The organism is Amycolatopsis sp. NPDC003865 (assembly GCF_053605345.1).
Genome location: NZ_JBSGJA010000003.1, coordinates 555,957 through 576,108 on the forward strand (window position 1 = coordinate 555,957; position 20,152 = coordinate 576,108).

General features: G+C 72.1%; 27 protein-coding genes. 11 read left to right on the forward strand and 16 right to left on the reverse strand.

The window, feature by feature from the left end; genetic code table 11:
* Positions 1-15: 15 nt before the first annotated feature.
* Together ACWEVP_RS11365 and ACWEVP_RS11370 are read right to left on the reverse strand one after the other, a co-directional pair.
* Positions 16-444 carry an acyl-CoA thioesterase gene (locus tag ACWEVP_RS11365; RefSeq protein WP_452062428.1) on the reverse strand — a complete coding sequence of 143 codons (429 nt, stop codon included), beginning with the start codon at positions 442-444 and terminating at the stop codon, positions 16-18.
* On the reverse strand, positions 413-1,222 hold the full coding sequence (locus ACWEVP_RS11370; RefSeq protein WP_452062429.1) for a helix-turn-helix domain-containing protein: 810 nt from the start codon (positions 1,220-1,222) through the stop codon (positions 413-415). Before ACWEVP_RS11370 ends, ACWEVP_RS11365 begins: the two co-directional genes overlap by 32 nt.
* 124 nt (positions 1,223-1,346) lie before the next feature.
* Between ACWEVP_RS11370 and ACWEVP_RS11375 the strand changes: the two genes are divergently transcribed.
* On the forward strand, positions 1,347-1,934 hold the full coding sequence (locus tag ACWEVP_RS11375) for a pentapeptide repeat-containing protein (protein ID WP_452062430.1): 588 nt from the start codon (positions 1,347-1,349) through the stop codon (positions 1,932-1,934).
* A gap of 43 nt (positions 1,935-1,977) precedes the next feature.
* On the opposite strand, the gene ACWEVP_RS11380 is transcribed toward ACWEVP_RS11375, so the two are convergent.
* The gene (locus ACWEVP_RS11380) at positions 1,978-4,890 is read right to left on the reverse strand and encodes a glycohydrolase toxin TNT-related protein (protein WP_452062431.1); all 2,913 of its coding nucleotides are present in this window, start codon (positions 4,888-4,890) and stop codon (positions 1,978-1,980) included.
* A 223-nt stretch (positions 4,891-5,113) separates the two neighbouring features.
* Between ACWEVP_RS11380 and ACWEVP_RS11385 the strand changes: the two genes are divergently transcribed.
* Together ACWEVP_RS11385 and ACWEVP_RS11390 are read left to right on the forward strand one after the other, a co-directional pair.
* A complete protein-coding gene (locus tag ACWEVP_RS11385) occupies positions 5,114-5,980 on the forward strand; it encodes a bifunctional methylenetetrahydrofolate dehydrogenase/methenyltetrahydrofolate cyclohydrolase (protein ID WP_452062432.1) in 867 nt (288 codons plus the stop codon).
* Complete coding sequence (locus tag ACWEVP_RS11390) at positions 5,977-6,300, forward strand: DUF3017 domain-containing protein (RefSeq protein WP_452062433.1); 324 nt, start codon at positions 5,977-5,979, stop codon at positions 6,298-6,300. The genes ACWEVP_RS11385 and ACWEVP_RS11390 overlap by 4 nt, the downstream gene beginning before the upstream one ends.
* Here ACWEVP_RS11390 and ACWEVP_RS11395 read toward each other — a convergent pair.
* On the reverse strand, positions 6,297-7,478 hold the full coding sequence (locus tag ACWEVP_RS11395; protein ID WP_452062434.1) for an MFS transporter: 1,182 nt from the start codon (positions 7,476-7,478) through the stop codon (positions 6,297-6,299). The genes ACWEVP_RS11390 and ACWEVP_RS11395 overlap by 4 nt on opposite strands.
* Before the next feature lie 182 nt (positions 7,479-7,660).
* A complete protein-coding gene (locus tag ACWEVP_RS11400; RefSeq protein WP_452062435.1) occupies positions 7,661-7,984 on the reverse strand; it encodes an ArsR/SmtB family transcription factor in 324 nt (107 codons plus the stop codon).
* Between the two features lie 109 nt (positions 7,985-8,093).
* Here ACWEVP_RS11400 and ACWEVP_RS11405 point away from each other — a divergent pair, with 109 nt between their 5' ends.
* On the forward strand, positions 8,094-9,260 hold the full coding sequence (locus tag ACWEVP_RS11405; RefSeq protein WP_452062436.1) for an MFS transporter: 1,167 nt from the start codon (positions 8,094-8,096) through the stop codon (positions 9,258-9,260).
* On the opposite strand, the gene ACWEVP_RS11410 is transcribed toward ACWEVP_RS11405, so the two are convergent.
* Positions 9,257-9,445, reverse strand: a complete 189-nt coding sequence (locus ACWEVP_RS11410; protein ID WP_284745509.1) for a DUF1918 domain-containing protein — start codon at positions 9,443-9,445, stop codon at positions 9,257-9,259. The genes ACWEVP_RS11405 and ACWEVP_RS11410 overlap by 4 nt on opposite strands.
* A gap of 111 nt (positions 9,446-9,556) precedes the next feature.
* Here ACWEVP_RS11410 and ACWEVP_RS11415 point away from each other — a divergent pair, with 111 nt between their 5' ends.
* Entirely contained in the window at positions 9,557-9,724 is a 168-nt protein-coding gene (locus tag ACWEVP_RS11415) for a hypothetical protein (RefSeq protein ID WP_452062437.1), read from the forward strand.
* Between the two features lie 12 nt (positions 9,725-9,736).
* A complete protein-coding gene (locus ACWEVP_RS11420; protein WP_452062438.1) occupies positions 9,737-10,369 on the forward strand; it encodes a spermidine synthase in 633 nt (210 codons plus the stop codon).
* Here ACWEVP_RS11420 and ACWEVP_RS11425 read toward each other — a convergent pair.
* Genes ACWEVP_RS11425 through ACWEVP_RS11435 form a run of 3 tightly spaced genes read right to left on the reverse strand, consistent with a single transcriptional unit; the run spans position 10,366 to position 11,910 of the window.
* Positions 10,366-10,947: an HhH-GPD-type base excision DNA repair protein gene (locus ACWEVP_RS11425; protein WP_452062439.1), complete on the reverse strand. Its 582-nt coding sequence runs from the start codon at positions 10,945-10,947 to the stop codon at positions 10,366-10,368. The two genes, ACWEVP_RS11420 and ACWEVP_RS11425, sit on opposite strands and share 4 nt — an antisense overlap.
* 4 nt (positions 10,948-10,951) lie before the next feature.
* Complete coding sequence (locus ACWEVP_RS11430; protein WP_452062440.1) at positions 10,952-11,089, reverse strand: hypothetical protein; 138 nt, start codon at positions 11,087-11,089, stop codon at positions 10,952-10,954.
* An 11-nt stretch (positions 11,090-11,100) separates the two neighbouring features.
* Positions 11,101-11,910 carry an AraC family transcriptional regulator gene (locus ACWEVP_RS11435; RefSeq protein ID WP_452062441.1) on the reverse strand — a complete coding sequence of 270 codons (810 nt, stop codon included), beginning with the start codon at positions 11,908-11,910 and terminating at the stop codon, positions 11,101-11,103.
* A gap of 50 nt (positions 11,911-11,960) precedes the next feature.
* Here ACWEVP_RS11435 and ACWEVP_RS11440 point away from each other — a divergent pair, with 50 nt between their 5' ends.
* Entirely contained in the window at positions 11,961-12,374 is a 414-nt protein-coding gene (locus ACWEVP_RS11440; protein ID WP_452062442.1) for a DUF2000 family protein, read from the forward strand.
* Between the two features lie 135 nt (positions 12,375-12,509).
* On the forward strand, positions 12,510-13,019 hold the full coding sequence (locus ACWEVP_RS11445) for a hypothetical protein (RefSeq protein WP_452062443.1): 510 nt from the start codon (positions 12,510-12,512) through the stop codon (positions 13,017-13,019).
* A 1-nt stretch (position 13,020) separates the two neighbouring features.
* On the opposite strand, the gene ACWEVP_RS11450 is transcribed toward ACWEVP_RS11445, so the two are convergent.
* Genes ACWEVP_RS11450 through ACWEVP_RS11460 form a run of 3 tightly spaced genes read right to left on the reverse strand, consistent with a single transcriptional unit; the run spans position 13,021 to position 14,563 of the window.
* Positions 13,021-13,638 carry a class I SAM-dependent methyltransferase gene (locus ACWEVP_RS11450; RefSeq protein ID WP_452062444.1) on the reverse strand — a complete coding sequence of 206 codons (618 nt, stop codon included), beginning with the start codon at positions 13,636-13,638 and terminating at the stop codon, positions 13,021-13,023.
* A gap of 9 nt (positions 13,639-13,647) precedes the next feature.
* Positions 13,648-14,028 carry a DUF2203 family protein gene (locus tag ACWEVP_RS11455; RefSeq protein ID WP_452062445.1) on the reverse strand — a complete coding sequence of 127 codons (381 nt, stop codon included), beginning with the start codon at positions 14,026-14,028 and terminating at the stop codon, positions 13,648-13,650.
* A gap of 25 nt (positions 14,029-14,053) precedes the next feature.
* Positions 14,054-14,563, reverse strand: coding sequence for a hypothetical protein (locus tag ACWEVP_RS11460; protein ID WP_372672400.1), 510 nt, complete (start codon positions 14,561-14,563; stop codon positions 14,054-14,056).
* 257 nt (positions 14,564-14,820) lie between these two features.
* On the opposite strand from ACWEVP_RS11460, the gene ACWEVP_RS11465 reads away from it, so the two are divergent.
* Positions 14,821-16,044 (forward strand): NADP-dependent isocitrate dehydrogenase, encoded by a 1,224-nt coding sequence (locus ACWEVP_RS11465; protein WP_452062446.1) that lies wholly within the window; start codon positions 14,821-14,823, stop codon positions 16,042-16,044.
* Positions 16,045-16,224: 180 nt separating this feature from the next.
* On the forward strand, positions 16,225-16,521 hold the full coding sequence (locus ACWEVP_RS11470) for a hypothetical protein (protein WP_086682383.1): 297 nt from the start codon (positions 16,225-16,227) through the stop codon (positions 16,519-16,521).
* A 6-nt stretch (positions 16,522-16,527) separates the two neighbouring features.
* Here the strand turns inward: ACWEVP_RS11470 and ACWEVP_RS11475 are convergent, their stop codons facing one another.
* From ACWEVP_RS11475 to ACWEVP_RS11485, 3 genes are all read right to left on the reverse strand, one after another.
* Positions 16,528-17,076, reverse strand: a complete 549-nt coding sequence (locus ACWEVP_RS11475; protein ID WP_452062447.1) for a permease — start codon at positions 17,074-17,076, stop codon at positions 16,528-16,530.
* Positions 17,077-17,155: 79 nt separating this feature from the next.
* A complete protein-coding gene (locus ACWEVP_RS11480) occupies positions 17,156-17,737 on the reverse strand; it encodes a TetR/AcrR family transcriptional regulator (RefSeq protein ID WP_452062448.1) in 582 nt (193 codons plus the stop codon).
* Between the two features lie 320 nt (positions 17,738-18,057).
* A complete protein-coding gene (locus tag ACWEVP_RS11485; protein WP_452062449.1) occupies positions 18,058-18,780 on the reverse strand; it encodes an MBL fold metallo-hydrolase in 723 nt (240 codons plus the stop codon).
* A 31-nt stretch (positions 18,781-18,811) separates the two neighbouring features.
* Between ACWEVP_RS11485 and ACWEVP_RS11490 the strand changes: the two genes are divergently transcribed.
* Complete coding sequence (locus ACWEVP_RS11490; RefSeq protein WP_452062450.1) at positions 18,812-19,618, forward strand: exodeoxyribonuclease III; 807 nt, start codon at positions 18,812-18,814, stop codon at positions 19,616-19,618.
* Here ACWEVP_RS11490 and ACWEVP_RS11495 read toward each other — a convergent pair.
* On the reverse strand, positions 19,615-20,088 hold the full coding sequence (locus ACWEVP_RS11495; protein WP_452062451.1) for a cupin domain-containing protein: 474 nt from the start codon (positions 20,086-20,088) through the stop codon (positions 19,615-19,617). The genes ACWEVP_RS11490 and ACWEVP_RS11495 overlap by 4 nt on opposite strands.
* Positions 20,089-20,152 lie beyond the last annotated feature (64 nt).

Below are 20,152 nucleotides of genomic sequence, written 5' to 3' on the forward strand. Positions count from 1 at the left end.
GCGGGCCGGGAAAGATCACGCCGTTTTAGGTTCGAGGCCCAGCAGTTCCGGGTGTGCCGCCAGCTCCTGCCAGTACGCGCCGGGGTCGGGCAGCAGCCGTCGCCGGTCCAGGTCCAGCAGCCCCGACACCGACGACACCGAGGCGACGAGCGTGCCGTCCGGCGCGTGGAACTCCTGCGTCACCCGGGAGGTCTTGCCGGTGCCCCACTGGAATTCGCACCCCACCGAAACCTCGCTGCCGGGGACGAGCTCGCGGTGGAACCGCACGGTCGTCTCCAGGTTCACCGGCCCGATCCGGCGCGCGGCCAGCTCGGCGAGGACGATCCCGGCTTCCTGGACGCACACCCAGCGCGCGTGGTCGGCGTAGGCGAGGTAGGCCGGGCCGCGGACGTGGCCGTTGACGTCGAGGTCGTCAGCGCGCACCGCGATGGTGACTCGGAACATGCGCCCGATCGTTCCGCGCGGGCACCGCCCGCGTCTGGAACTTTTCGGCCACCCGCACGAGCGCGGCGGGGGAGGAGCCGGAAAGCCGGCGGCATTCGCGGCCGAGGTGCGACTGGTCGGCGTACCCGAGCCCGGCGGCGACGCCGGCCAGCGTCGCCCGCCCGGCCGCGAGGGGCTCCAGAAGACGCAGGAACCGCTGGAACCGCCGGACGCGGTGCAGCTGCTTGGGGCCGGCGCCGACGGCGTGGCGGAAGTGCCGCCGCACCGAGCGTTCGCTGAGGTCCACGGCGAGGTCGGACGTCCGCGTGGCCGTGCCGAGAGACTGGACGGCGGCCAGCACCCGCCGGTCCGGCGTCGCGCCGCGGCGGGCGACGAGCGACTCCAGGATTCCGCGCTGCGCCTGGGGATCAGCCGACGCGAGCTGTTCTTCGGCGAGCCGCGCGGCCGCGCCCCAGAGGTCACTCAGCCTGGTTACCGCGGGCAGCTCCGGCATGGCGGTGCCGAGCACGGCGGCCGCGGCACCGCACCGCAGCCGCACGCCGACCCTCGCTGCCGATGCCGGGACCCACAACCGCAGGGGCGCCCCGACGGTGACGACCACGGTGAGCGCCTCGCCGTCCCAGACGAGGTCCGCGCAGCCGTCGGGCAGCACGCGCAGCGGCCGCGCCCAGCCGGTGCTCCCGTGCCAGCCGCAGGCGAGCACGTCCGCGAGCGCGGCGGGCGGCGCGGCTTCGCGGTACACCGACCGCGCCGCCACCGGCCGGAGCGGAACTCCCATGAGCCCAGTATGCAGCGGTCAGGTACTGACTTATTTCGATCTTGGCAGCTGCCCGAGTACGCCGAGGCGATGAACTACGTCCAGGGTGCGCTGGCCTGAGCACCGGTGTGGCACCCTGGGGGCCGTGCTGGAGACGGGGGAGGACTACCGCGAAGCGGTGTTGTCCGGTCAGTGGTGGGAAAAGCGCCGGTTCACCGGCTGCGACTTCACCGGGGCGGACCTGAGCGGGCTGCGGACGCGCGGCTGCACCTTCGACGACTGCGTGTTCAGCCGGGCCGACCTGTCGCGTTCGCGGCACGACGCTTCGGCGTTCCGCTCGTGCACCTTCGACCGCACGGTGCTCGTCGAAAGCCGCTGGACGTCGTGCTCGCTGCTCGGCTCGTCGTTCACCGACAGCGGGTTCGGCGGCATCGCCCTGACCGAGTGCGACCTCTCGCTGGCGTCGCTGGCGAAGGCGCGGCTGCGCCGGCTGGGCCTGTCCGGCCTGCGGCTGCGCGAAGCCAACCTGACCGAAGCGGACCTCACCGGCGCCGACCTGCGCGGCAGCGACCTGACCGGCGCGCGCCTCCAAGGCGCCAAGTTCGACGGCGCGGACCTGCGCGGCGCGCGGCTCGACGCGAACGCGTTGGTGCAGGCCGATCTGCGGGGTGCCGAGGTCGACGTCGAGACCGCGATCGCCTTCGCCGCGGCGCACGGGCTCGTCGTCCGCTGACACGACGAAGGCCCCGGCAGCGCCGGGGCCTTCGCGGCGGGACTCAGTCGATCGGGGGTTCGCCCGGGTCGAGCTCGATGAGGTCGCCCTCGGCGAGCAGCTCCTCGATCGACGCCGGCAGCAGGTACGCCGACCCGCCGCCCGGCTGGTTGAACCACGGGATCGCCACGCCGGCCAGCGTTTCCAGCGGCCGCTGGACGCGGTAGACGTGGTACGGCCGGTTCACCCACTCGGGCACCAGCGACCGCTCGGCGAACGGGGTGCCCGCCGCGTACGTCAGGTTGCCGTTCGGGCCGCCGAAGCGGTCCAGCTCGCTGCCCGCGGGCAGCTCGCGCAGCTCCTTGCCGCGGAACAACGTCAGCGGCGGCTCGCCGGCCAGCGGCCCGATCGGCCACTGCTGCTGGCCACCGCCACCCCCGCCGTTGACGGCCGGCCGGGCCGGCTCCTCACGACGCGGCGGCGCCGGCGGGGCGGCCGGCGCGGGCGGCGGCACCGGCGGGCCACCCGGCTGCACCGGGGCGGCCAGGACGGTCGGCGCCGACGGCGGCTCGCGCCGGGGCGGCGCCGGGGCCACCGGCGGCGGGCCGGCCTGCTGCTGCGCCAACGGCGGCGGCCCGGCCGGGACCGGCGCGGGCGGAGCGGGCTGACGCGGCGGGGCCGGCGGCTCGTCGTCCTCGAGGTCGCCGAAGAGCTCCTCGGCGCTCGTGAACGCGGTCTGCTCCTGCGGGGGCACCACCGGGTCCGGCTTGCGGACCGGGTACGACCCGGTCGCGACCTCCGGCGACAGCGTCGCGACGACCCGCTGCGGCGCGGGTTCCGGCTCGGGCTCGGGCTCCGGTTCGGGCTCCGGCTCCGGCTCCGGCTCGGGGACGTGGCCCTCCGGGTTGAGCAGCAGCTTGCCGAGCATGAACGCGGCCGCGTCTTCGGCGTCGCCGAACACCGCCGGGTTGCTGAGCTTGCCGTCATACCAGCCGACGCGCCAGCCCTCGTCGACCTCTTCGACGCTCCAGCCGTGCTCAGCCGGCTCGCCCAGCTTGTAGCCGCTTTCGGGGACCTCGAGCTCGTCGAGCTTGGCCTGCAGGCCGGCGAGCACGGGGTGGTCCGGCGTTTCACGGCGCAACGCGCGGCGGCCCGAGCGTGGCGGCGCCGCGGGTTCGGGCTGGGGGGCCGGCGGCTCCGGCACCGGCAGCACGCCGGGCACCTCGGGCTGGGTGATCATGGTCGGCGGGCCGGGGTCGAACGCCGGCTGCTCCTCGCGCCGCGGCGGCTGGAACCCGGCGTGTGCGGGTTCCTCTTCCCGTGGCCGGCCGGGCGCGAAGGCCGCGTGCGCGGGCTCGTCCTGCCGAGGCTGGAACCCGGGCGGTTCCTCGTCCGCACGGGCCTGGAACCCGGCGTGCGCGGGTTCCTCCTCCCGCGGCCGGCCGGGCGCGAAGGCCGCGTGCGCGGGCTCGTCCTGCCGAGGCTGGAAGCCGGGTGGCTCCTCGTCCGCACGGCCCTGGAACGCGGGCTGGTCCTCGTCGTGGCGCGGCGGGAACCCGGCGTGCTCCTCGTCCCGGTGCTGCTGGAACGCGGCCTGCTCGTCGTCTTCGCGGTGCGCGGCGTGCTCGTCGTCCCGGTGCGAGCCGGCGTCGAACGCGGGGTGCTCCTCGCTCTCGCCGTGCGCGGCGTGCCCCGGCTCGGCGTCGTGCGGGGCGTCGAACGCGGCGCCGTCGCGCGGCTCCTCCTCGTGCCCGATCGGCTGGTCGGGCACGTACTCCGCGGTTTCCTCGAGGTCGGGCACCCGGCCCGGCTCCGGCGACGTGCCGTTCGAGCCCGCGGCGTGCTCGGGGTGCTCGTACTCCTCCTCGCCGTAGGAGTCCTCCTCGGCGAAGCGGTCGTCGAACTCCCGGTCGTCGTAGGCCTCTTCGGCGAATCCGGCCTCTTCGGCGTAGCCGTGCTCCTCGGCCGGCGCCTCCGGGGCGTGGGCGGCCTCCACCGGCGCCGGCGGCTCCTGGTGCTGCGGGGGCCCGGCGGGCACGGCGGGCACGGCCGGCGCGACCATGGTCGGCGGCGGCCCCTGCGGCGCCTGCTGCGGCGGCGGACCCTGCGGCGGCGGCCCGGCGGGCCGCTGCTGCTGCGGCGGCGGCTGGTTGCCCCGGGTCAGGTACGCGCCGGCGGCCTGCAGCGTCGGCTCGTCGACCGGCGGCAGCTTGAAGCCGACCGCCCGGACGTGCTCGACCAGGTCCAGCTCCGGCGAAACGCCGTACTTGCGCAGGTAGAAGTTGACCGCGGCGGGCCAGATCCACTGGCCGTCGCTGTGGAAGGCGACCGGCACGGTGGCCTCGGGCGTCGCGGCGAGCCGGTCGATGTCGTACCCGCGTTCGGTGACGACCAGCGGCGCGTGGTCCAAATACTCCAGCAGCCGGTCCTGCTCCTCGACCTCGAGGTCGGGACGGTTGATCACCGGCCGGCCGGCCGGGCCGATCGTGTCGAAGATCCGGGCGATCCGGAAGTGCGGCCCGGGCTGCTCCGGGCCGAGCCCGGACATCCGCCGGATCAGCCACTCGGGCACGTTCTCCTCGGTGCGCGGGAACATCCGCAGCTCGTCGGAGTAGGCCTGCGGCGGCGGCGCGAGGTTCCACACCGGCTCGTCGCGGTTGTACTCGAGGTTGTAGCTCGACGGGTGGTCCAGCTGGTAGCGCGCGTTGAACCACGTTCCGCGGCCGTCGCGGTACATGCCCCCGCGCAGCCTGCCGAACAGGGTCGCGATGTCGTGGGTGGCGAGCCACTCGTGGACCGTGCCGTCCTCGGTGACGATCTCGCCGGTCAGCTCGTGGTACCTCCCGACGGCTCGGTACTCCGCGGTGACCTTGCGCCAGTCGCGCGGGGCGGCACGCAGCAGGGCAAGTCCGATCTGCTTGACCAGGGTGTCCTGCTCGGTCGCGTTCAGCTGCGTCGTCGGTTGTGCCACCCGCACATTTTGACTGTTCGCGCGCGCGTGTGCACCCCGCATGTGGGTTTTGCCGCTCGGCGACCCGGCGGCACCCGGTCTGACCTCGCGTGATGCGAAGTGCGGTAGATCACAGCTTGATCGCGGCGAGCGTCGCGAATGGACCGTGTGGGGTAGCGGCCAGTCTACGGGCAGCGACCACTCACGCCTGGAAGCGACGCGCGGGGGTCGCTTTGCCAGAATGGGGCCCGTGACGGCGAAGATTCTCGACGGCAAGGCCACCAAGAACGCCATTTTCGCGGAGCTCGAGCCGCGCGTCGCGGCGCTGGCCGCGAAGGGGGTGACGCCGGGCCTGGGCACCGTCCTGGTCGGGGACGATCCCGGGTCGCACTCGTACGTGCGGATGAAGCACGCCGACAGCGGCAAGATCGGGATCAACTCGATCCGCCGCGACCTCCCGGCGGACATCACCCAGGAGAAGCTCGAAGCCGTCATCGACGAGCTGAACGCCGACCCGGCGTGCCACGGCTACATCGTCCAGCTGCCGCTGCCGAAGCACCTCGACGCGAACCGCGTCCTCGAGCGCATCGACCCGGAGAAGGACGCCGACGGGCTCGCACCGGTCAGCCTCGGCCGCCTGGTGCTGGGCCAGCGGGGCGCGCTGCCGTGCACGCCGTACGGGATCATCGAGCTGCTCAAGCGGCACGGCGTCGAGCTGAACGGCGCGCGCGTCACCGTGGTCGGCCGCGGCATCACCGTCGGCCGGACGCTAGGCCTGCTGCTGACCCGGCGCAGCGAGAACGCGACCGTCACCCTCTGCCACACCGGCACCCGCGACCTCGCCGCCGAGGTCCGCCGGGCCGACGTCGTGGTCGCCGCGGCCGGGGTGCCCGGGATCATCACGCCGGACATGGTCGCGCCGGGCGCCGCGGTGCTCGACGTCGGCGTGTCCCACGTGGACGGCAAGCTCACCGGCGACGTCCACCCGGGAGTCGCCGAGGTCGCGGGCTGGATTTCGCCGAACCCCGGCGGAGTCGGCCCGATGACGCGGGCGATGCTCGTGAGCAACGTCGTCGAAGCGGCGGAGCGCTCGGTCCAGGGTCTTCAGGGCCGATGACGATGACCGAGGACCGGCGGGACGTCCACGACCGCCGGAACAGGCAGTCCCGGTTCACCCAGCTCCCGTTCGCGGCGGTGCTGCTGGTGGTGGCCGTGGCCGTGCTGCGGATCGTCCAGTACCACTGGCGGGAGGGCGCGGCGCTGATCGGCGTCGCGCTCCTCCTCGCCGCGGTGCTGCGGGCGGTGCTGCCGGCCGCCAGGGCCGGGCTGCTCGCGATCCGCGGCAAGGTCGTGGACATCGTGACCTACACCGGTCTCGCGGCGGCCGTGCTGTACGTGGCCCTGACGATCATCGGCGGCCCGTTCGCGTCTTCTTAGGACGCCATGGCGAGTTCGCGCCGTTCGGCCTTGGCCTCGCGGCGGTCGAGGGTGCCCGAGACGATCGCCAGGCTGAGCCCGAAGACCGCGAGCAGTGCGCCGACCCAGTTCGGGGCGACCAGGCCGAGTCCGCCGGCGATCACCAGGCCGCCGAGGTACGCCCCGATCGAGTTGGCGATGTTGAACGCGGACTGGACGGCGGCCGACACCAGGGACGGAGTGCCGCCCGCCTTTTCCATGATCCGCGCCTGCATCATCGGGCCGATCATGAACCCGGCGACGCCGACGAAGAAGATCGTGATCGCCGCGCCGACCTTGCCCTGCGCGGTGATCGTGAAGATCCCGAGCACGCAGGCCAGCGACAGCAGCGCCGCGTACAGGCCCGGCATCAGCGCGCGGTCGGCCAGGCGGCCGCCGAGCAGGTTGCCGATCGTCATGCCGACGCCCGCCAGGGACAGCAGCAGGGTGACGTTCGACGGCGAGTAGCCGGCGACGTCGGTCAGCATCGGCGTGATGTAGGACAGGCAGGCGAACACGCCGCCGAGCCCGAACGTGACGATCGCCAGCGCGAGGTGCACCTGCGGCCGCTTGAAGGCGCCGAGTTCGCCCCGCAGCGACGCGTCGGCGGGCCGGCCTTGGTGGGGCACCAGCTTCCCGATGGCCGCCGCGGCGACCAGGCCGATCACGGCGACGACGCCGAAGGTGGCGCGCCAGCCGACCTGCTGCCCCAGCAGCGTCCCCAGCGGCACGCCGATGACGTTCGCGAGGGTCAGGCCGAGGAACATCATCGACACGGCCTTCGCGCGCTGGCCGGGGCCGACCAGGCTGGACGCGACGACCGCGCCGGCGCCGAAGAACGCGCCGTGCGGCAGGCCGGCGAGGAACCGGAACGCGACGCCGAACTCCTGGTTCGGGGCGAGCGCGAAGAGGGCGTTGCCCAGCGTGAACAGGCCCATCATGGCCAGCAGCATGGTCTTGCGCGGCAGCCGGACGGCGACCGCGGTGAGCAGCGGGGCGCCGACGACGACGCCGAGGGCGTAGGCGGAGATGAGGTAGCCGGCGGTCGGGATGTCGACGCCGAAGTCGGCGGCCGCCTGTGGCAGCACGCCCATCATGACGAACTCGGTGGTCCCGATGCCGAAAGCTCCGATGGCGAGCGCGAGCAGCGCGACGGGCACGGCACTCCTTCCAGGGTGGGTAAACGATTACTCGGCCGATCTCTGGATCGGTTCAGTACGGGGGCACAAATAAAGGCAGCCGTTCGGCCCCAGCGCCGTGAGCTGCCTACGCACAGTCCAACAAGCGAGGGGTGCCGTTGTCATCCCGATATCGGGTGACGATCCACACCGTAACGCGGTGATCAGCGCGCGGCGGCCAGGACGCCGTCGAGCAGGCCCGGGAAGAGCGCGTCGAGATCGTTGCGGCGCAACGAGTTGAACCGGGTGGTCCCCTCCTGGCGGCCGGCCACGACCCCGGCCTGGCGCAGGATGCTCAGGTGGTGGGTGATTGTGGACTTGGTCACCGGCACGGTCAGCGCCCCGCAGGAGACCTCCGTGCCGCTCGCCGCGAGCTGGCGCACGATCGCCAGCCGCACCGGGTCGGCGAGGGCGCGGAGCACGCCTTCGACGGTGATCTCGTCCCGCGCGGGCATGACGATCGGCGGCAGGGTGACGGACTTGGCCATGGGCCCATTGTACGACGCCGATCGAAATTGTCGGAGCGGCGTAGTACGGTGGTCGTCGAACTACGACGTTCATCGAACCAATCGCCCGCTCCGCTGGGGGGATCCACCCATGTCCACACCCTCGCCCTCGAGGATCTCGGTGCTGGCCTTCGGCGCGTTCGGCGTCGGGACCAGCGGTTACATCGTCGCCGGGCTGCTGCCCGCGCTGACCGGTGAGCTGCACGTCTCGGCGACCGCCGCGGCGCAGCTCGTCACGGCCTTCGCCATCGCGTACGCGGTCGGCTCGCCGCTGTTCGCCGCCGTCACCGGCACCTGGGAGCGCCGGACGCTGCTGGTCGCCGCGCTCGCCGTCACCGCCGCCGGCAATCTGTTCGCCGCGCTCGCGCCCGGCTACGCCACGCTCTTGGTGGCCCGGGTGGTGACCGCGATCGGCGCGGCGGTGTTCACCCCCGCGGCGAGCGCCGTCGCGGCTCAGCTGACCGCCCCGGAACGCCGGGGCCGCGCGATCGCGCTCGTGTTCGGCGGCCTGACCGTCGCCCTCATCTTCGGTGTGCCGCTGGGCAGCCTCATTTCGCAGCACCTCGGCTACCGGACGGCGTTCGCGCTGGTCGCGGCGTTCTCGCTGGCGAGCGCGCTGGCCGTGCGGCTGGCGCTGCCGTCGGTCGCCGCCCCGCCCCGGGTGAGCCTGGCCGAGCGGTTCGCCGCGGGCCGCGACCCGCGCGTGCTCGTCATGCTGGCCGTGACGGTCCTCGGCTGCCTGGCCGCGTTCATGGTCTACACGTTCGTGTCGCCGCTGCTGGCCGCGACCGCGGGCCTCCACGGCACGGCGGTCACGGTGCTGCTCTTCTGCTACGGCGTCGGCGGCGCGGTCGGCAACTTCGCCGGTGGCCGGGCGGCCGACCGCTGGGGTTCGCGCGCGCCGCTGCTCGTCGTGACGGCGTCGATCACCGTCGTCATGGCGCTGCTGCCGATCGCGACGGCGACCCCGATCGCGGCCGGTGTAGCGCTGTTCGTGTGGGGCATGGCGACGTGGTCGTTCAGCCCGCCGGTGCAGCACCGCCTGATCGAGCTGGCCCCGGGCCACGCCGGTCTGGTGCTCTCGCTCAACGCGTCGGCGATCTACCTCGGCGTCGGGCTGTCCGGCGTGGTCGGGGGCGCGGTGCTCGACTCCGGCGGGCCGCTGGTCCTGCCCGAGGTCGCGGCCGCCCTGACGCTGCTCGCGCTGCTGCTCGTCGGGGCGGCGTGGGGGCGGGTCCGCGAGCCGGTCGCCGCCTAGTCGGCGTGGGCCTGGACTTCGCAGTCCGGCCCGGGGTAGACGAGTGCCTCGTGCCCGTCGGCGAACCGCACCAGGTAGGGCGGGGCGCCGTCGGGCCCGCGGACTTCGAGGATCTCGCCGCGCTGCTCGGCCGATCCGACGGTCCGGCCGTGTACCTGGATTTCGTCTCCCACTCCTGCGTGCATGGCCTTCACCTCCGTGTCCAGGGTAGGAGCGCGGATCGCCCGGTGGTCCCGGCGAACGGGTTGGAATGCCGGCATGACCGACGAATCCGGAGGCGCCGCGCGTCGGCGCCGGTGAGCCCCGCTGTCCGGGTCCGCACGCGCTGCGGCGCGGGAACACGTTGCGGCGCCCGGACCGGCATCCCGCCGGAAGCGCTCGACCTCCTCGACACGGTCGTCGAAATCCCGATGGTCGGCACGGGCGCGAGCCTGGTGCTGTACAAACTCGCCGGCCTGCTGTGAGAAGGTCGGACCGTGGTCGAAGTGGTGGAGACGGTCGCGGGCCGCGGCGGCGAGCTGGTCCTGAGACGCGACGGCGAAGCGTTCGAAGTGATCGAGAACGGCGTGTTCCTGATGGACACGCGCAACGGCGAGTCCGAGCGCCTCCTGGTGACGGGCGCGCTGACCCCGGGAGCCTCGGTGCTGATCGGCGGTCTCGGCGTCGGGTTTTCGTTGCGCGCGGCCCTCGACGCGGGCGCGGGTTCGGTCGTGGTCGTCGAGCGCGAGCCGGCGGTGATCGCGTGGAACCGCTCAGGTCCACTTAGGACTGTTCATGGCGACGCGCTCGCCGACCCCAGGGTGACGGTGGTGGAGGCGGACCTGGTCCCGTGGCTGGAGTCGACGCCCGACCGCTACGACGCGCTGTGCCTCGACATCGACAACGGTCCCGAGTGGACGGTCACGGAAGGGAACGCGGCGCTGTATTCCGACGCGGGGTTGTCCCGGGTGAAGGAGCTGCTGAACCCGGGTGGCGTGCTGGCGGTGTGGAGCGCGGGAGCGGCCCCGTCGTTCGCCGCGCGGCTTCGCGAGCACTTCGGCGACGTGCGCGAGGTACCGGTGGAGGTGCCCCGCGGGGAGCCGGACGTGCTGTGGTTCGCCCGGCCCTAGCCCGTCTTGGCCGCGGCCTTCGCGGCCTTCTTGAACGCCCGCACCTCGGCGAGCGTCTCGGCGCTGGTGACGTCGGCGATCGACCGGCGTGACCCGCGGTCGCCGTACGCGCCCGCTGTCTCGCGCCAGCCCTTCGGCTGGATGCCGCGCTGCTTGCCCAGCAGGGCCAGGAAGATCTTCGCCTTCTGCTCGCCGAAGCCGGGCAGGGCCCGCAGGCGCTTGAGGACCTCCGGCCCGTCCGGCTTCGGGCGCCCGTCGAGCCAGATGCCCTCGGTGCGGCCGTCGTAGTTCTCGATGATGTGCTGCGCGAGCGCGTGGACGCGGCGGGCCATCGAGCCGCCGTAGCGGTGGATGGCGGGCGGCACCACGCACATTTCGACGAACTTCTCGACGTCGGTCGCGGCGATCTTCGCGAGGGAGAAGCCGTCCATGCGGTCGGCGATCTTCCGCGGCCCGGCGAAGGCGTGCTCCATCGGGTACTGCTGGTCGAGGAGCATGCCGACGAGCAGGGCGAACGGGTCGTCGTTGAGCAGCTTGTCGGCGGCCGGGTCGCCGGTCAGGTGCAGTTCGCGCAGCATGCGGTCATCTTGACACACCTTCGCGCGCCGGCAGGTGCGCGACGACGAGCGCGACCGCCGCGATCAGGAAGTTCTGCAGCGCCGGCTGCAGGCCCGTGCTGGTGATCGCACGCCACCTCATGTCCGGCGAGCGGAACGTCATCCGGAGCGCGGTCAGGCCGGTGAGGACGACGACCGCGAACCGCGGGCCGCCGTTTTCGCGTACCGCGACGGCGTCGTCCCGAGGTACCGCTTGAAGTGCCGCGTCAGGTGGGCCTGGTCGGTGAACCCGGCCGCGGCGGCGACCTCCGCGGCCGGCGAGCCGTCGAGCAGCAGCCGGCGGGCGCGGTCGACGCGGCGGCCGGTCAGGTAGCGGTGCGGCGGCAGCCCGAACCGCGCCCCGAAGCAGCGGACCAGGTGCGCCGGGTGCGCCCCCAGCGTCGACGCGGCTTCGGCCAGCGTCAGCGCTTCCGGCAGCCTCGCGTCGAGGAGGTCCCGCAGGTCGTCGGCCAGACCGCGCTTCCGTTCGTGGCGGGCCGGCCGGCCCAGGTGCGTGTGCAGCCGGTCGGCGACCAGCGCCAGCCGGCTCTCGGACTCCAGCGCCTCGCCGGGGTGGGCCAGCGTCTCGTGCAGCTGGTGGATCCGGGTGCGCAGCAGGCCGTCCGCGACGCTCGGCCGGTCGACCGCCGCGCCGATCAGGTCCTCGCCCAGCACGGAGGTGTCCAGGTAGAGCACGCGCTTGCGGAAGCCGTGGCTGGTGGCGGCCCGCCCGTCGTGCGCGACGTTCGGCGGCAGCAGCGTCACGGCCGGGCCGAGCGCGCCGTGGTGGTGGCGGTCGAGGTCGTAGCGGATGACGCCGTCGTCGACGATCAGCAGCGTCCACGTGTCGTGCGTGTGCAGCGGGTAGGCGTGGGTGGTGAAGCGCGCGTGGAAGACCTCGGCGATCCCCGGGACCGCCGGCCGCCACGCTTCGACCTGCGCCATGTTTAGAACGTACAAGACGCGCGGGTGGCGAGCGGGCGAGTCTGTCCGGCATGAGTTCCTTCGACACGAAGATCGCCGTCCTGCTCCGCGACGACCTGGCGTCCTGGCAGCGGCTCAACGTCACCGCGTTCCTGGTGAGCGGGATCGCCCACGTGACGCCGGAGCTGATGGGCGAGCCCTACCGCGACGCCGACGACACCGAGTACCTGCCGATGTTCGGCCAGCCCGTGCTGGTGTTCAGCGGCACCGGCGACGTCCTGACGGCGGCGCACGCGCGGGCCCTGGGCCGCGGGCTGCGGTTCTCGATCTTCACCGACGAGCTGTTCCACACCGGCAACGACGCCGACAACCGGGCGGCGGTCCGCGCGGTGCCGGGGGAGAAGCTGGCCCTGGCGGGCCTGGCGGTGCACGGCCCGAAGAACGCCGTGGACAAGATCCTCAAGGGCGCTTCGTTGCATAACTAGACGCCTCGAGACAGGTGTTCGGTTGCCCATCTGGGAAAAGCGTGGTGAACAGCGCAAACACCTCCTACCGGGCACGAGTTCGCTGCCATGATCGCCGGCAGTGCCGCGAAGGGCGGCTCGGACTGGGGAGGTTCCGTGAATTCACTTCGTCGTGCGTGCGTGGTCCTGACGGCGGCGGCCGGGCTGGGCGCGGTGCTCGTGCCGGTCGCCTCGGCGGACCCGCTGCAGACGGTGGACTACACCTCGGAGGAGGGCGCCTGGCCGCTGGAGGGCAGCGCCCACTACGCGGCGCCGGGCGACGAGATCGCCGTCTTCGAGTCCGCCGGCGGCAGACTCTGGATCGACGTCTCGTCGGGGCTGAAGTACCTGACCGTCGAGTTGAGCGCACCGGCGGGGGAGACCCTGCACACCGGCACGTACACCGGCGCGCGGTTCCGCGGGCAGAGCGAGGAGGCGCAGACCACGCCGGGGATCTTCGTCTACACCATGGGCAACGTCTGCAGTGAGGCGTACGCCGACTTCACGATCGACCGGCTCGACCTGAACGCGGACGGCTGGGCGACCGACGTCGACCTGACGTTCGTCCAGCACTGCGGCAGCCCGGACGGCCCCGCCACCCGCGGCGAGGTCCACTTCCACGCCTGAGTCACGGGGCCGTGGCGTGCACCAGGAAGACGCTCCGGACCCGGTCGCCGCCGTCGAAGGTGAACGTCCGGGCGGTCACGTCCACGAATCCCGCCGATGAGGCCAGGGCGCCCGCCCCGGCCTCATCGAGCGGGAACGACAGGTCCGCCGGCACGAACTCCGCGAACGGGCCCGACGGCTTGAACCGCGCCCCCGACACGACCGAGAACGCCAGCCGCCCGCCCGGCTTCAGCACCCGCAGCCAGTCCTCGAACGCGACCGCCCCGAGGAAGTGCAGCGAGGACGCGCAGAGCACGACGTCGGCCGACCCGTCCGGCGAAGGCATCGGCACCGCCGGCCCGATCCGCCACTCGATGACGCCCGAGGGATCGAGCGAAGCCGCCTTCGCCGTGGCCCGTTCGACCATCGCCGGCGACAAGTCGACAGCCAGCACACGCGATGGCTTCAGCCGCAACGCCGCGTACGCCGCGAAGCCCGTCCCGGTGGCGACGTCCAGCACCAGGCCCGGCTCGGGCGGCAACGGCTCAACCAGTGCGTCGGCCACCAAGGCGTGGAAGGTGTCTTCGTCGTAGTGCTCGGCCGTGCTGTCGAAGAGGGCTGCCCTCGAGTCGTGGTCCACGGACCCAACCTAGCCGGGCCGACCAGCGATTTTCAGCGGACGGCGGCCGGCGAAGCCCAGGTCGGCGCGGTGGTACCAGCCCAGCTCGGGGTCGCCTTCGAGCCAGCACAGCAGCACGTCGGTGCCGTCGAGCTCGGCCGGGAAGTCGACCAGCAGCGGCGCGAACCCCTTGAGCTCGGCGCCGGTGTGCTGGACCGTCGTCATCAGGTCGTCGAGCCGCGCCTGCGCGGCCTTCCACTCGGGCAGCCCGCCCAGCTCGGTGGCCCGGCCGCCGGGGCGCAGCGCCGCCGCGAGCTCGGCCGCGTCGGCCCGGACGCGCACCAGTTCGTCGAGGACCGGCCGCAGCCGCGCCAGTTCGTCGCGTGCCTCCGCGACGGTGAACAAACCCATCGCCCGATGATCCCACCGGCCCGGTTCAGGCCTCTCGGCGCCGCCGGACCAGCGCGTTGGCCAGTCCGCTGCCCACCAGCAGGAAACCCACGCCGAGCAGGCCGCCGATGAAGAGGAAGTCCATGACGCCGTACGCGATGTCGCTCTTCGGCATCAGGTTGACCAGCTTGAACCCCCACTCGGGCACGGCCATCGCGGCGACGCCGGGCAGCACGCCGTAGATCAGGCCGCCGAGGATCGGGCCCGCCGCCGACAGCGCCCCGAGCGCGGCGACGACCAGCAGCAGGATCGCCCCGCCGGCCAGCAGCGCGATGCCCAGCGGGTCGCGGTTGGTGCTCAGCGTCGCCTGGATCAGCTGCTGCTGGCGCAGCCCGCCCCAGCTCAGCAGCCCCAGCGCGACCGGGGTGAGCAGCAGCCCGCCCAGTGCGCTGACCAGGTGGGCGACCCCGCGGCGCGGCCGTTCGTCGAGCGCTTCCGTCGTGTCGTCGTAGTCCTCGTAGTCGTCTTCGTACTCGGCGTACCGATGGGTCGACATGGCCGTCACCTCCCGCATGATGAGTTCACGGGTGGCATCGTGCCTTGGTTCACCTCTTCGCGCGATGGTCGCTCGGCGAGCGGTCGGATCGGGCGAACGGCGGTACCCGCCCCGTGAGGCTCGCCACACCACGCGGGTGGAGACTTGATACCGACCACTACTTGAACCATCCAGGTCCGTCAAGCAGTACGCTTGTACCGCTACCGGCGAAGACTTAAAGAAGAACGCGAAGATCCGCGGAAGGAGCACCGCTGCTCATGGCCAAGATCAAGGTCCAGGGCACCGTCGTCGAACTCGACGGCGATGAGATGACCCGCATCATCTGGCAGTTCATCAAGGACAAGCTGATCCACCCGTACCTGGACGTGAACCTGGACTACTACGACCTGGGTATCGAGGAGCGGGACCGCACCGACGACCAGGTCACCATCGACTCCGCGAACGCCATCAAGAAGCACGGCGTCGGCGTCAAGTGCGCGACGATCACCCCGGACGAGGCGCGCGTCGAGGAGTTCGGCCTCAAGAAGATGTGGCTGTCCCCGAACGGGACCATCCGCAACATCCTCGGCGGCGTGATCTTCCGCGAGCCCATCGTCATCCAGAACATCCCGCGGCTGGTGCCGACGTGGACGAAGCCGATCATCATCGGCCGCCACGCCCACGGCGACCAGTACCGCGCGACCAACTTCAAGGTGCCGGGCCCGGGCAAGCTGACCGTGACCTACACCCCGGACGACGGCTCCGAGCCGATGGAGTTCCAGGTCGCGCAGTTCCCCGAGGGCGGCGGCGTCGCCATGGGGATGTACAACTTCAAGAAGTCCATCGAGGACTTCGCGCGCGCCTCGCTGCAGTACGGCCTCGACCGCGAGCTGCCGGTCTACCTCTCCACCAAGAACACCATCCTCAAGGCCTACGACGGCCAGTTCAAGGACGTGTTCGAGGAGATCTACCAGAACGAGTTCAAGGCCGACTTCGACGCCAAGGGCATCTCCTACGAGCACCGCCTGATCGACGACATGGTCGCCGCGGCGATGAAGTGGGAGGGCGGCTACGTCTGGGCGTGCAAGAACTACGACGGTGACGTCCAGTCCGACACGGTCGCGCAGGGCTTCGGCTCGCTCGGCCTGATGACGTCGGTGCTGCGCACGCCGGACGGCCGGACCGTCGAGGCCGAGGCCGCGCACGGCACGGTCACCCGGCACTACCGCCAGCACCAGCAGGGCAAGCCGACGTCGACGAACCCGATCGCGTCGATCTACGCCTGGACCCGCGGCCTCGAGCACCGCGGCAAGCTGGACGGCAACCAGGAGCTGATCGGCTTCGCCAACAAGCTGGAGCAGGTCGTCGTCGAGACCGTCGAGAGCGGCCAGATGACGAAGGACCTCGCGCTGCTCATCAGCAAGGACCAGCCGTGGCAGACGACCGAGGAGTTCCTCGCGACGCTGGACGACAACCTGGCGAAGAAGATCGCCCAGGGCTGAGCCGGTTCGCAGGGGCCCTCTTCCCGGTTCGCCGGGAAGAGGGCCTTTTTCGTACACCGTGCGTCACCGGTGGGTGATGCGGACTGGCGCCTCCGGGTGGTTGCTGCGTCCGGCGCTGTCCGTGCGGGTAAAGGATTGCCTACCCTTGGCGGGGGACGGGGCTCGCGGTTGGAGGAAGGCATGTCGAAGAAGACTCTGATCATCTTGGGCGCCATCGTCCTGGTCGTCATCGTCTACGTGACGAACACGAACAAGCAGGCTTCGGGGGCGTCGGCCACCGGCTGCAAGGTGACGGTGACCGCGGACGTGCTCAACGCCCGCGAGACGGCCGATGGCAACGCGAAGGTCGTCGGCAAGTACCTGCGCGACGCCCAGTTCGACGCCCTGCCGGGCGTGCAGAACGGCTTCCGGAAGGTGGCCGACGACAAGTGGGTCGCCGCCGCGTTCACCGAGCCGGTCGCCGGGTCCGCCTGCTGAACCCCGTCATACGCCGAGCAGGTCGGCCGCGAGCGTCACGACCCCGAAGGCCGCGGCTGACAGGCCCAGCGTCCTCGCGCGCTTCGGGTCGCGTTTCGCGGCGGCCCGCCAGTAGAGGCCGATGCCGACCGCCAGCATGAGCAGTTCGACGACGGCCGAGACGGCGGGCAGCCGCCACAACCCGAAGCCGAACGTGGGCAGGTCGCCGGCGTTGCCGGGCAGGATCGGCAGGTCGGCGCGGTGCACGACGAGGTCGAGCAGCCAGTGCGAGAAGACGACCCCGCTGAGGATCAGCCCGGTTTCCCGGCCGAGGCGGATGGCGGCGACGGTCCCGAAGAGCGCCGACAGGACGAGCGCGCCGACGAGGGAGTGCGTGTAGTCGGCGTGGATGACGCCGCCGCCGTAGCCCGCGCCGTCGACGGTCTCGACGCCGCTGAGGTAGAGCGGAACGAAGACGACGTCGAGCCAGGCGGTGGCGAGCATGAGCGTCCACACGGGAATGGCGGGGCGGCCGGCCTTGACGGCGGCGGCGAGCCCGAAGTGCCCGGCGATCATCTGCGCGCCTCCGTCCAGGGGAAGCGGGCGTCGAGCACGCCGAGCCCGACGGTGAAGAGGAGGACGGCGAGGACGAAGCTCATTTCTGCTCCTGCTCCGAGTAGTTCGTGAGGCCTTGGACGATCATGGCTTTGAGGACTTCGAAGCTCTGGGCGACGTCTTCGGGGCGCCCGAAGCCGCCGGAGGCTTCGAGCCCCGCGAACCCGTGCACGGCGGCGCGCAGGCAGCGGGTGGCGTGCACGGCTTGGGCGTGGTCGAAGCCGTAGGGGCGCAGGACGGCGAAGACGACCTCGGCGACGGCGTGGGTGGCCTTGCTGAGTTCGGTGTCGGTTTCGTCGGGGGCGGTGGCGAGCGCGCCGGTGCGGTGCGGGTGGTGCCGGAGGTAGTCCCGGTAGGCGTCGGCGACGGCTCGGACGGCGTCGGCGCCTTCGCGCCCGGTGGCGGCCTTGGTCAGGGCTTCGGTCATTTCCTTCACGACGCGGAGGTCGATCAGGCGGCGCAGGCCGGCGAGGTTCTTGACGTGCTTGTAGAGGGAAGGCGCGGCGACGCCGGCGCGTTCGGCGACCTTGGCGAGGGTGAGGGCCTGGGGTCCGGATTCGTCGATTTCGGCGAGAGCGAGGTCGACCACGGCGTCCGTGGTCAGGCCGGCTCTAGGAGACATGGTGGCTACTTAGCATAGCTTTAAAGCTAAGCATCGTAGCTTCGGTCGTCAAGGGCCGGTTTTTGTCGGTGGTGGGTGTTAGAACTCGGGCAGCCGGAGATCGGAGGTGGCGCAACGCCCGGGGCCGGGCGACAACTGAATGCGGCATGGGTTTCGAGGTGGTGTCGTCCGCGGGGTCTCCAGGGGGAGTTCCGCGGGCAGGGCTTCGGAGGCTGCGCGGCGGGGCCGGAGGGGCCGAGCCTGGGGAACGCGCTGGGGACGGGGGTCCGGGCGCGAGGTGAGGATTTCCGCGGACCCGCCGGGCGAGGACGAGCCGAGCGTCAAAGCTCGAGCGCCAGGCCTTCCTCCGCGACCAGCACCTCGCCGCCGAACTCCGCGCGTGCCTCCTCGGCCGCGGCCGCCCGGTCGGTGCCCGGCCAGAAGTGCGTCAGCATCAACCGGCGCGCGCCCGCCTCGGCTGCCGCCGCGCCCGCCTCCGTAGCCGTCATCAAGTACCGCGGCTCGTCTCCGGGCGGCGGCGTCCGATAGGTCGCGTCGCAGATCACCAGATCCGCGTCGCGCCCCAGGTCGGCCAGTGCCGGCGAAGGCCCGGTGTCACCGGTGTAAGCCACGGTGAGCCCGGGCGCGGCCAGCCGCACGCCGAAGTTCGGCACGTGGTGGGGCAGTGCGAACGTCGTCAGCCGGAACGGCCCGACCTCGGCGGCCGATGCCAGGTCGCGCACCTCGAACACCTCCGTCGGGTGCGGGCGCGGTTCCATCGCCGCGAGCCGGGTGACGGTGCCGGGCGTGCAGTACAAAGGCAGCCGCGGCCCGTCGCCGTAGTACGAGGCCCGGCCGAGCGCGCTCACGTCCGCGCAGTGGTCCGGGTGCTCGTGCGTCACCACCACCGCGTCCGGCAGCCCGTGGCCGAACAGGCGCGACGCCGCGCCGTACCCGAGGTCGAGGACGACCCGGAAACCGTTGTGTGACAACAGGAACCCGGCGCACGCCCGCCCGGGCTCGGGGAACGCGCCGCAGCTTCCGAGCACCGTCAGCTCACCCATGCCCGGCAGTCTCGCAGACCGACCCGGTAGCGTGCGGGACGTGCTGACCGTCTCCACCGTGAACGTCAACGGGCTCCGCGCTGCCGCCAAGAAGGGCTTCGTCGAGTGGCTCGCCACCACGAAGGCCGACGTCGTCGCCTGCCAGGAGGTGCGCGCCGAGGCGAGCCAGCTCCCCGCGAACGTCGTCGAGCCCGAAGGCTGGTTCTCGGTGCACGCCCCCTCGGCCGTCAAGGGGCGCAACGGCGTCGCCGTCTACAGCCGCGAAGAGCCCGAAGAAGTCCGGATCGGCTTCGGGGAACCCGAGTTCGAGGACAGCGGCCGCTACCTCGAGGTCCACTTCGCGAAGGTCGTCGTCGCCAGTCTCTACCTCCCGAGCGGCGACGTCGGCACCGAACGCCAGGACGAGAAGGAACGCTTCATGGCCGCGTTCCTGCCCTACCTCGTCGAGCTCCGCGCCAAGGCCGCCGCGGCCGGGCGCGAGGTCGTCGTCGTGGGGGACTGGAACATCGCCTACGACACCGTCGACCTCAAGAACTGGCGCGGCAACCGCAAGAACTCGGGCTTCCTCCCCGAGGAACGCGCGTGGCTCGGCCGCGTCTACGCCGAGGCCGGCTACACCGACGTCCAGCGCCGCCTCGACCCCGAAGGCCCCGGCCCCTACACGTGGTGGTCCTACCGCGGCCAGGCCTTCGACAACGACTCCGGCTGGCGCATCGACTGCCAGCTCGCGACCCCCGGCCTGGCCGAGAAGGTCGTCGACGTCGTCGTCGAGCGCGCCGCCTCCTACGACCAGCGCTGGTCCGACCACGCGCCGGTCACCGCCACCTACGACATCTAGGCCGCGCGGGCCGCGCGCCAGGCCGCGCTGTCCACGAAGTGGTTGTCGAACCGGTCCTGGGACGCCAGGATCTCCGCCGGCGACGCCTCGCCGCGGCGGATCCGGTCGATCATCCGGAAGTACTCGAAGCGCTCGACGCCGGGTGTGAACACGATCAGCACGTCGGCGCCGGAGCGTGAAGTCGCCCCGAACGCGTGATTCGTGTGCGGTGGCACGAACAGCATGTCACCCGTCCGGACCGTCACGACCTCCTCGCCGTTCAGGACCTCGAGTTCCCCGTCCAGCATGAAGAACATCTCGGCCGACGAGGTGTGGAAGTGCGGGGTCGCGCCGTCGCGCCCGCGGCCCAGCGACGCGCGGTTCGTGCTCAGGTGCCCGCCGGTCTGGGAGACGTCGGCGAGCAGGGTCATCGTGTCGGGGGTCGAGCCGAGCCGCTCGGCTTCGTCGTGGCGTACCAGCAATGTCGTCATGCGTGGATGGTTCCACGTCTTATAGTTCGCTGTCAAACTATCTGGCGGCGAATAGTGCTGGCGT

Bases quoted from the DNA above. Each gene is read 5' to 3' on its own strand.
- ACWEVP_RS11365 (WP_452062428.1), bottom strand. From the start codon at position 444: ATGTTCCGAGTCACCATCGCGGTGCGCGCTGACGACCTCGACGTCAAC.
- ACWEVP_RS11370 (WP_452062429.1), bottom strand. From the start codon at position 1,222: ATGGGAGTTCCGCTCCGGCCGGTGGCGGCGCGGTCGGTGTACCGCGAA.
- ACWEVP_RS11390 (WP_452062433.1), top strand. From the start codon at position 5,977: ATGACGATGACCGAGGACCGGCGGGACGTCCACGACCGCCGGAACAGG.
- ACWEVP_RS11400 (WP_452062435.1), bottom strand. From the start codon at position 7,984: ATGGCCAAGTCCGTCACCCTGCCGCCGATCGTCATGCCCGCGCGGGAC.
- ACWEVP_RS11405 (WP_452062436.1), top strand. From the start codon at position 8,094: ATGTCCACACCCTCGCCCTCGAGGATCTCGGTGCTGGCCTTCGGCGCG.
- ACWEVP_RS11410 (WP_284745509.1), bottom strand. From the start codon at position 9,445: ATGCACGCAGGAGTGGGAGACGAAATCCAGGTACACGGCCGGACCGTC.
- ACWEVP_RS11425 (WP_452062439.1), bottom strand. From the start codon at position 10,947: ATGCTGCGCGAACTGCACCTGACCGGCGACCCGGCCGCCGACAAGCTG.
- ACWEVP_RS11430 (WP_452062440.1), bottom strand. From the start codon at position 11,089: ATGACGTTCCGCTCGCCGGACATGAGGTGGCGTGCGATCACCAGCACG.
- ACWEVP_RS11435 (WP_452062441.1), bottom strand. From the start codon at position 11,910: ATGGCGCAGGTCGAAGCGTGGCGGCCGGCGGTCCCGGGGATCGCCGAG.
- ACWEVP_RS11440 (WP_452062442.1), top strand. From the start codon at position 11,961: ATGAGTTCCTTCGACACGAAGATCGCCGTCCTGCTCCGCGACGACCTG.
- ACWEVP_RS11455 (WP_452062445.1), bottom strand. From the start codon at position 14,028: ATGGGTTTGTTCACCGTCGCGGAGGCACGCGACGAACTGGCGCGGCTG.
- ACWEVP_RS11460 (WP_372672400.1), bottom strand. From the start codon at position 14,563: ATGTCGACCCATCGGTACGCCGAGTACGAAGACGACTACGAGGACTAC.
- ACWEVP_RS11465 (WP_452062446.1), top strand. From the start codon at position 14,821: ATGGCCAAGATCAAGGTCCAGGGCACCGTCGTCGAACTCGACGGCGAT.
- ACWEVP_RS11470 (WP_086682383.1), top strand. From the start codon at position 16,225: ATGTCGAAGAAGACTCTGATCATCTTGGGCGCCATCGTCCTGGTCGTC.
- ACWEVP_RS11475 (WP_452062447.1), bottom strand. From the start codon at position 17,076: ATGATCGCCGGGCACTTCGGGCTCGCCGCCGCCGTCAAGGCCGGCCGC.
- ACWEVP_RS11480 (WP_452062448.1), bottom strand. From the start codon at position 17,737: ATGTCTCCTAGAGCCGGCCTGACCACGGACGCCGTGGTCGACCTCGCT.
- ACWEVP_RS11485 (WP_452062449.1), bottom strand. From the start codon at position 18,780: ATGGGTGAGCTGACGGTGCTCGGAAGCTGCGGCGCGTTCCCCGAGCCC.
- ACWEVP_RS11495 (WP_452062451.1), bottom strand. From the start codon at position 20,088: ATGACGACATTGCTGGTACGCCACGACGAAGCCGAGCGGCTCGGCTCG.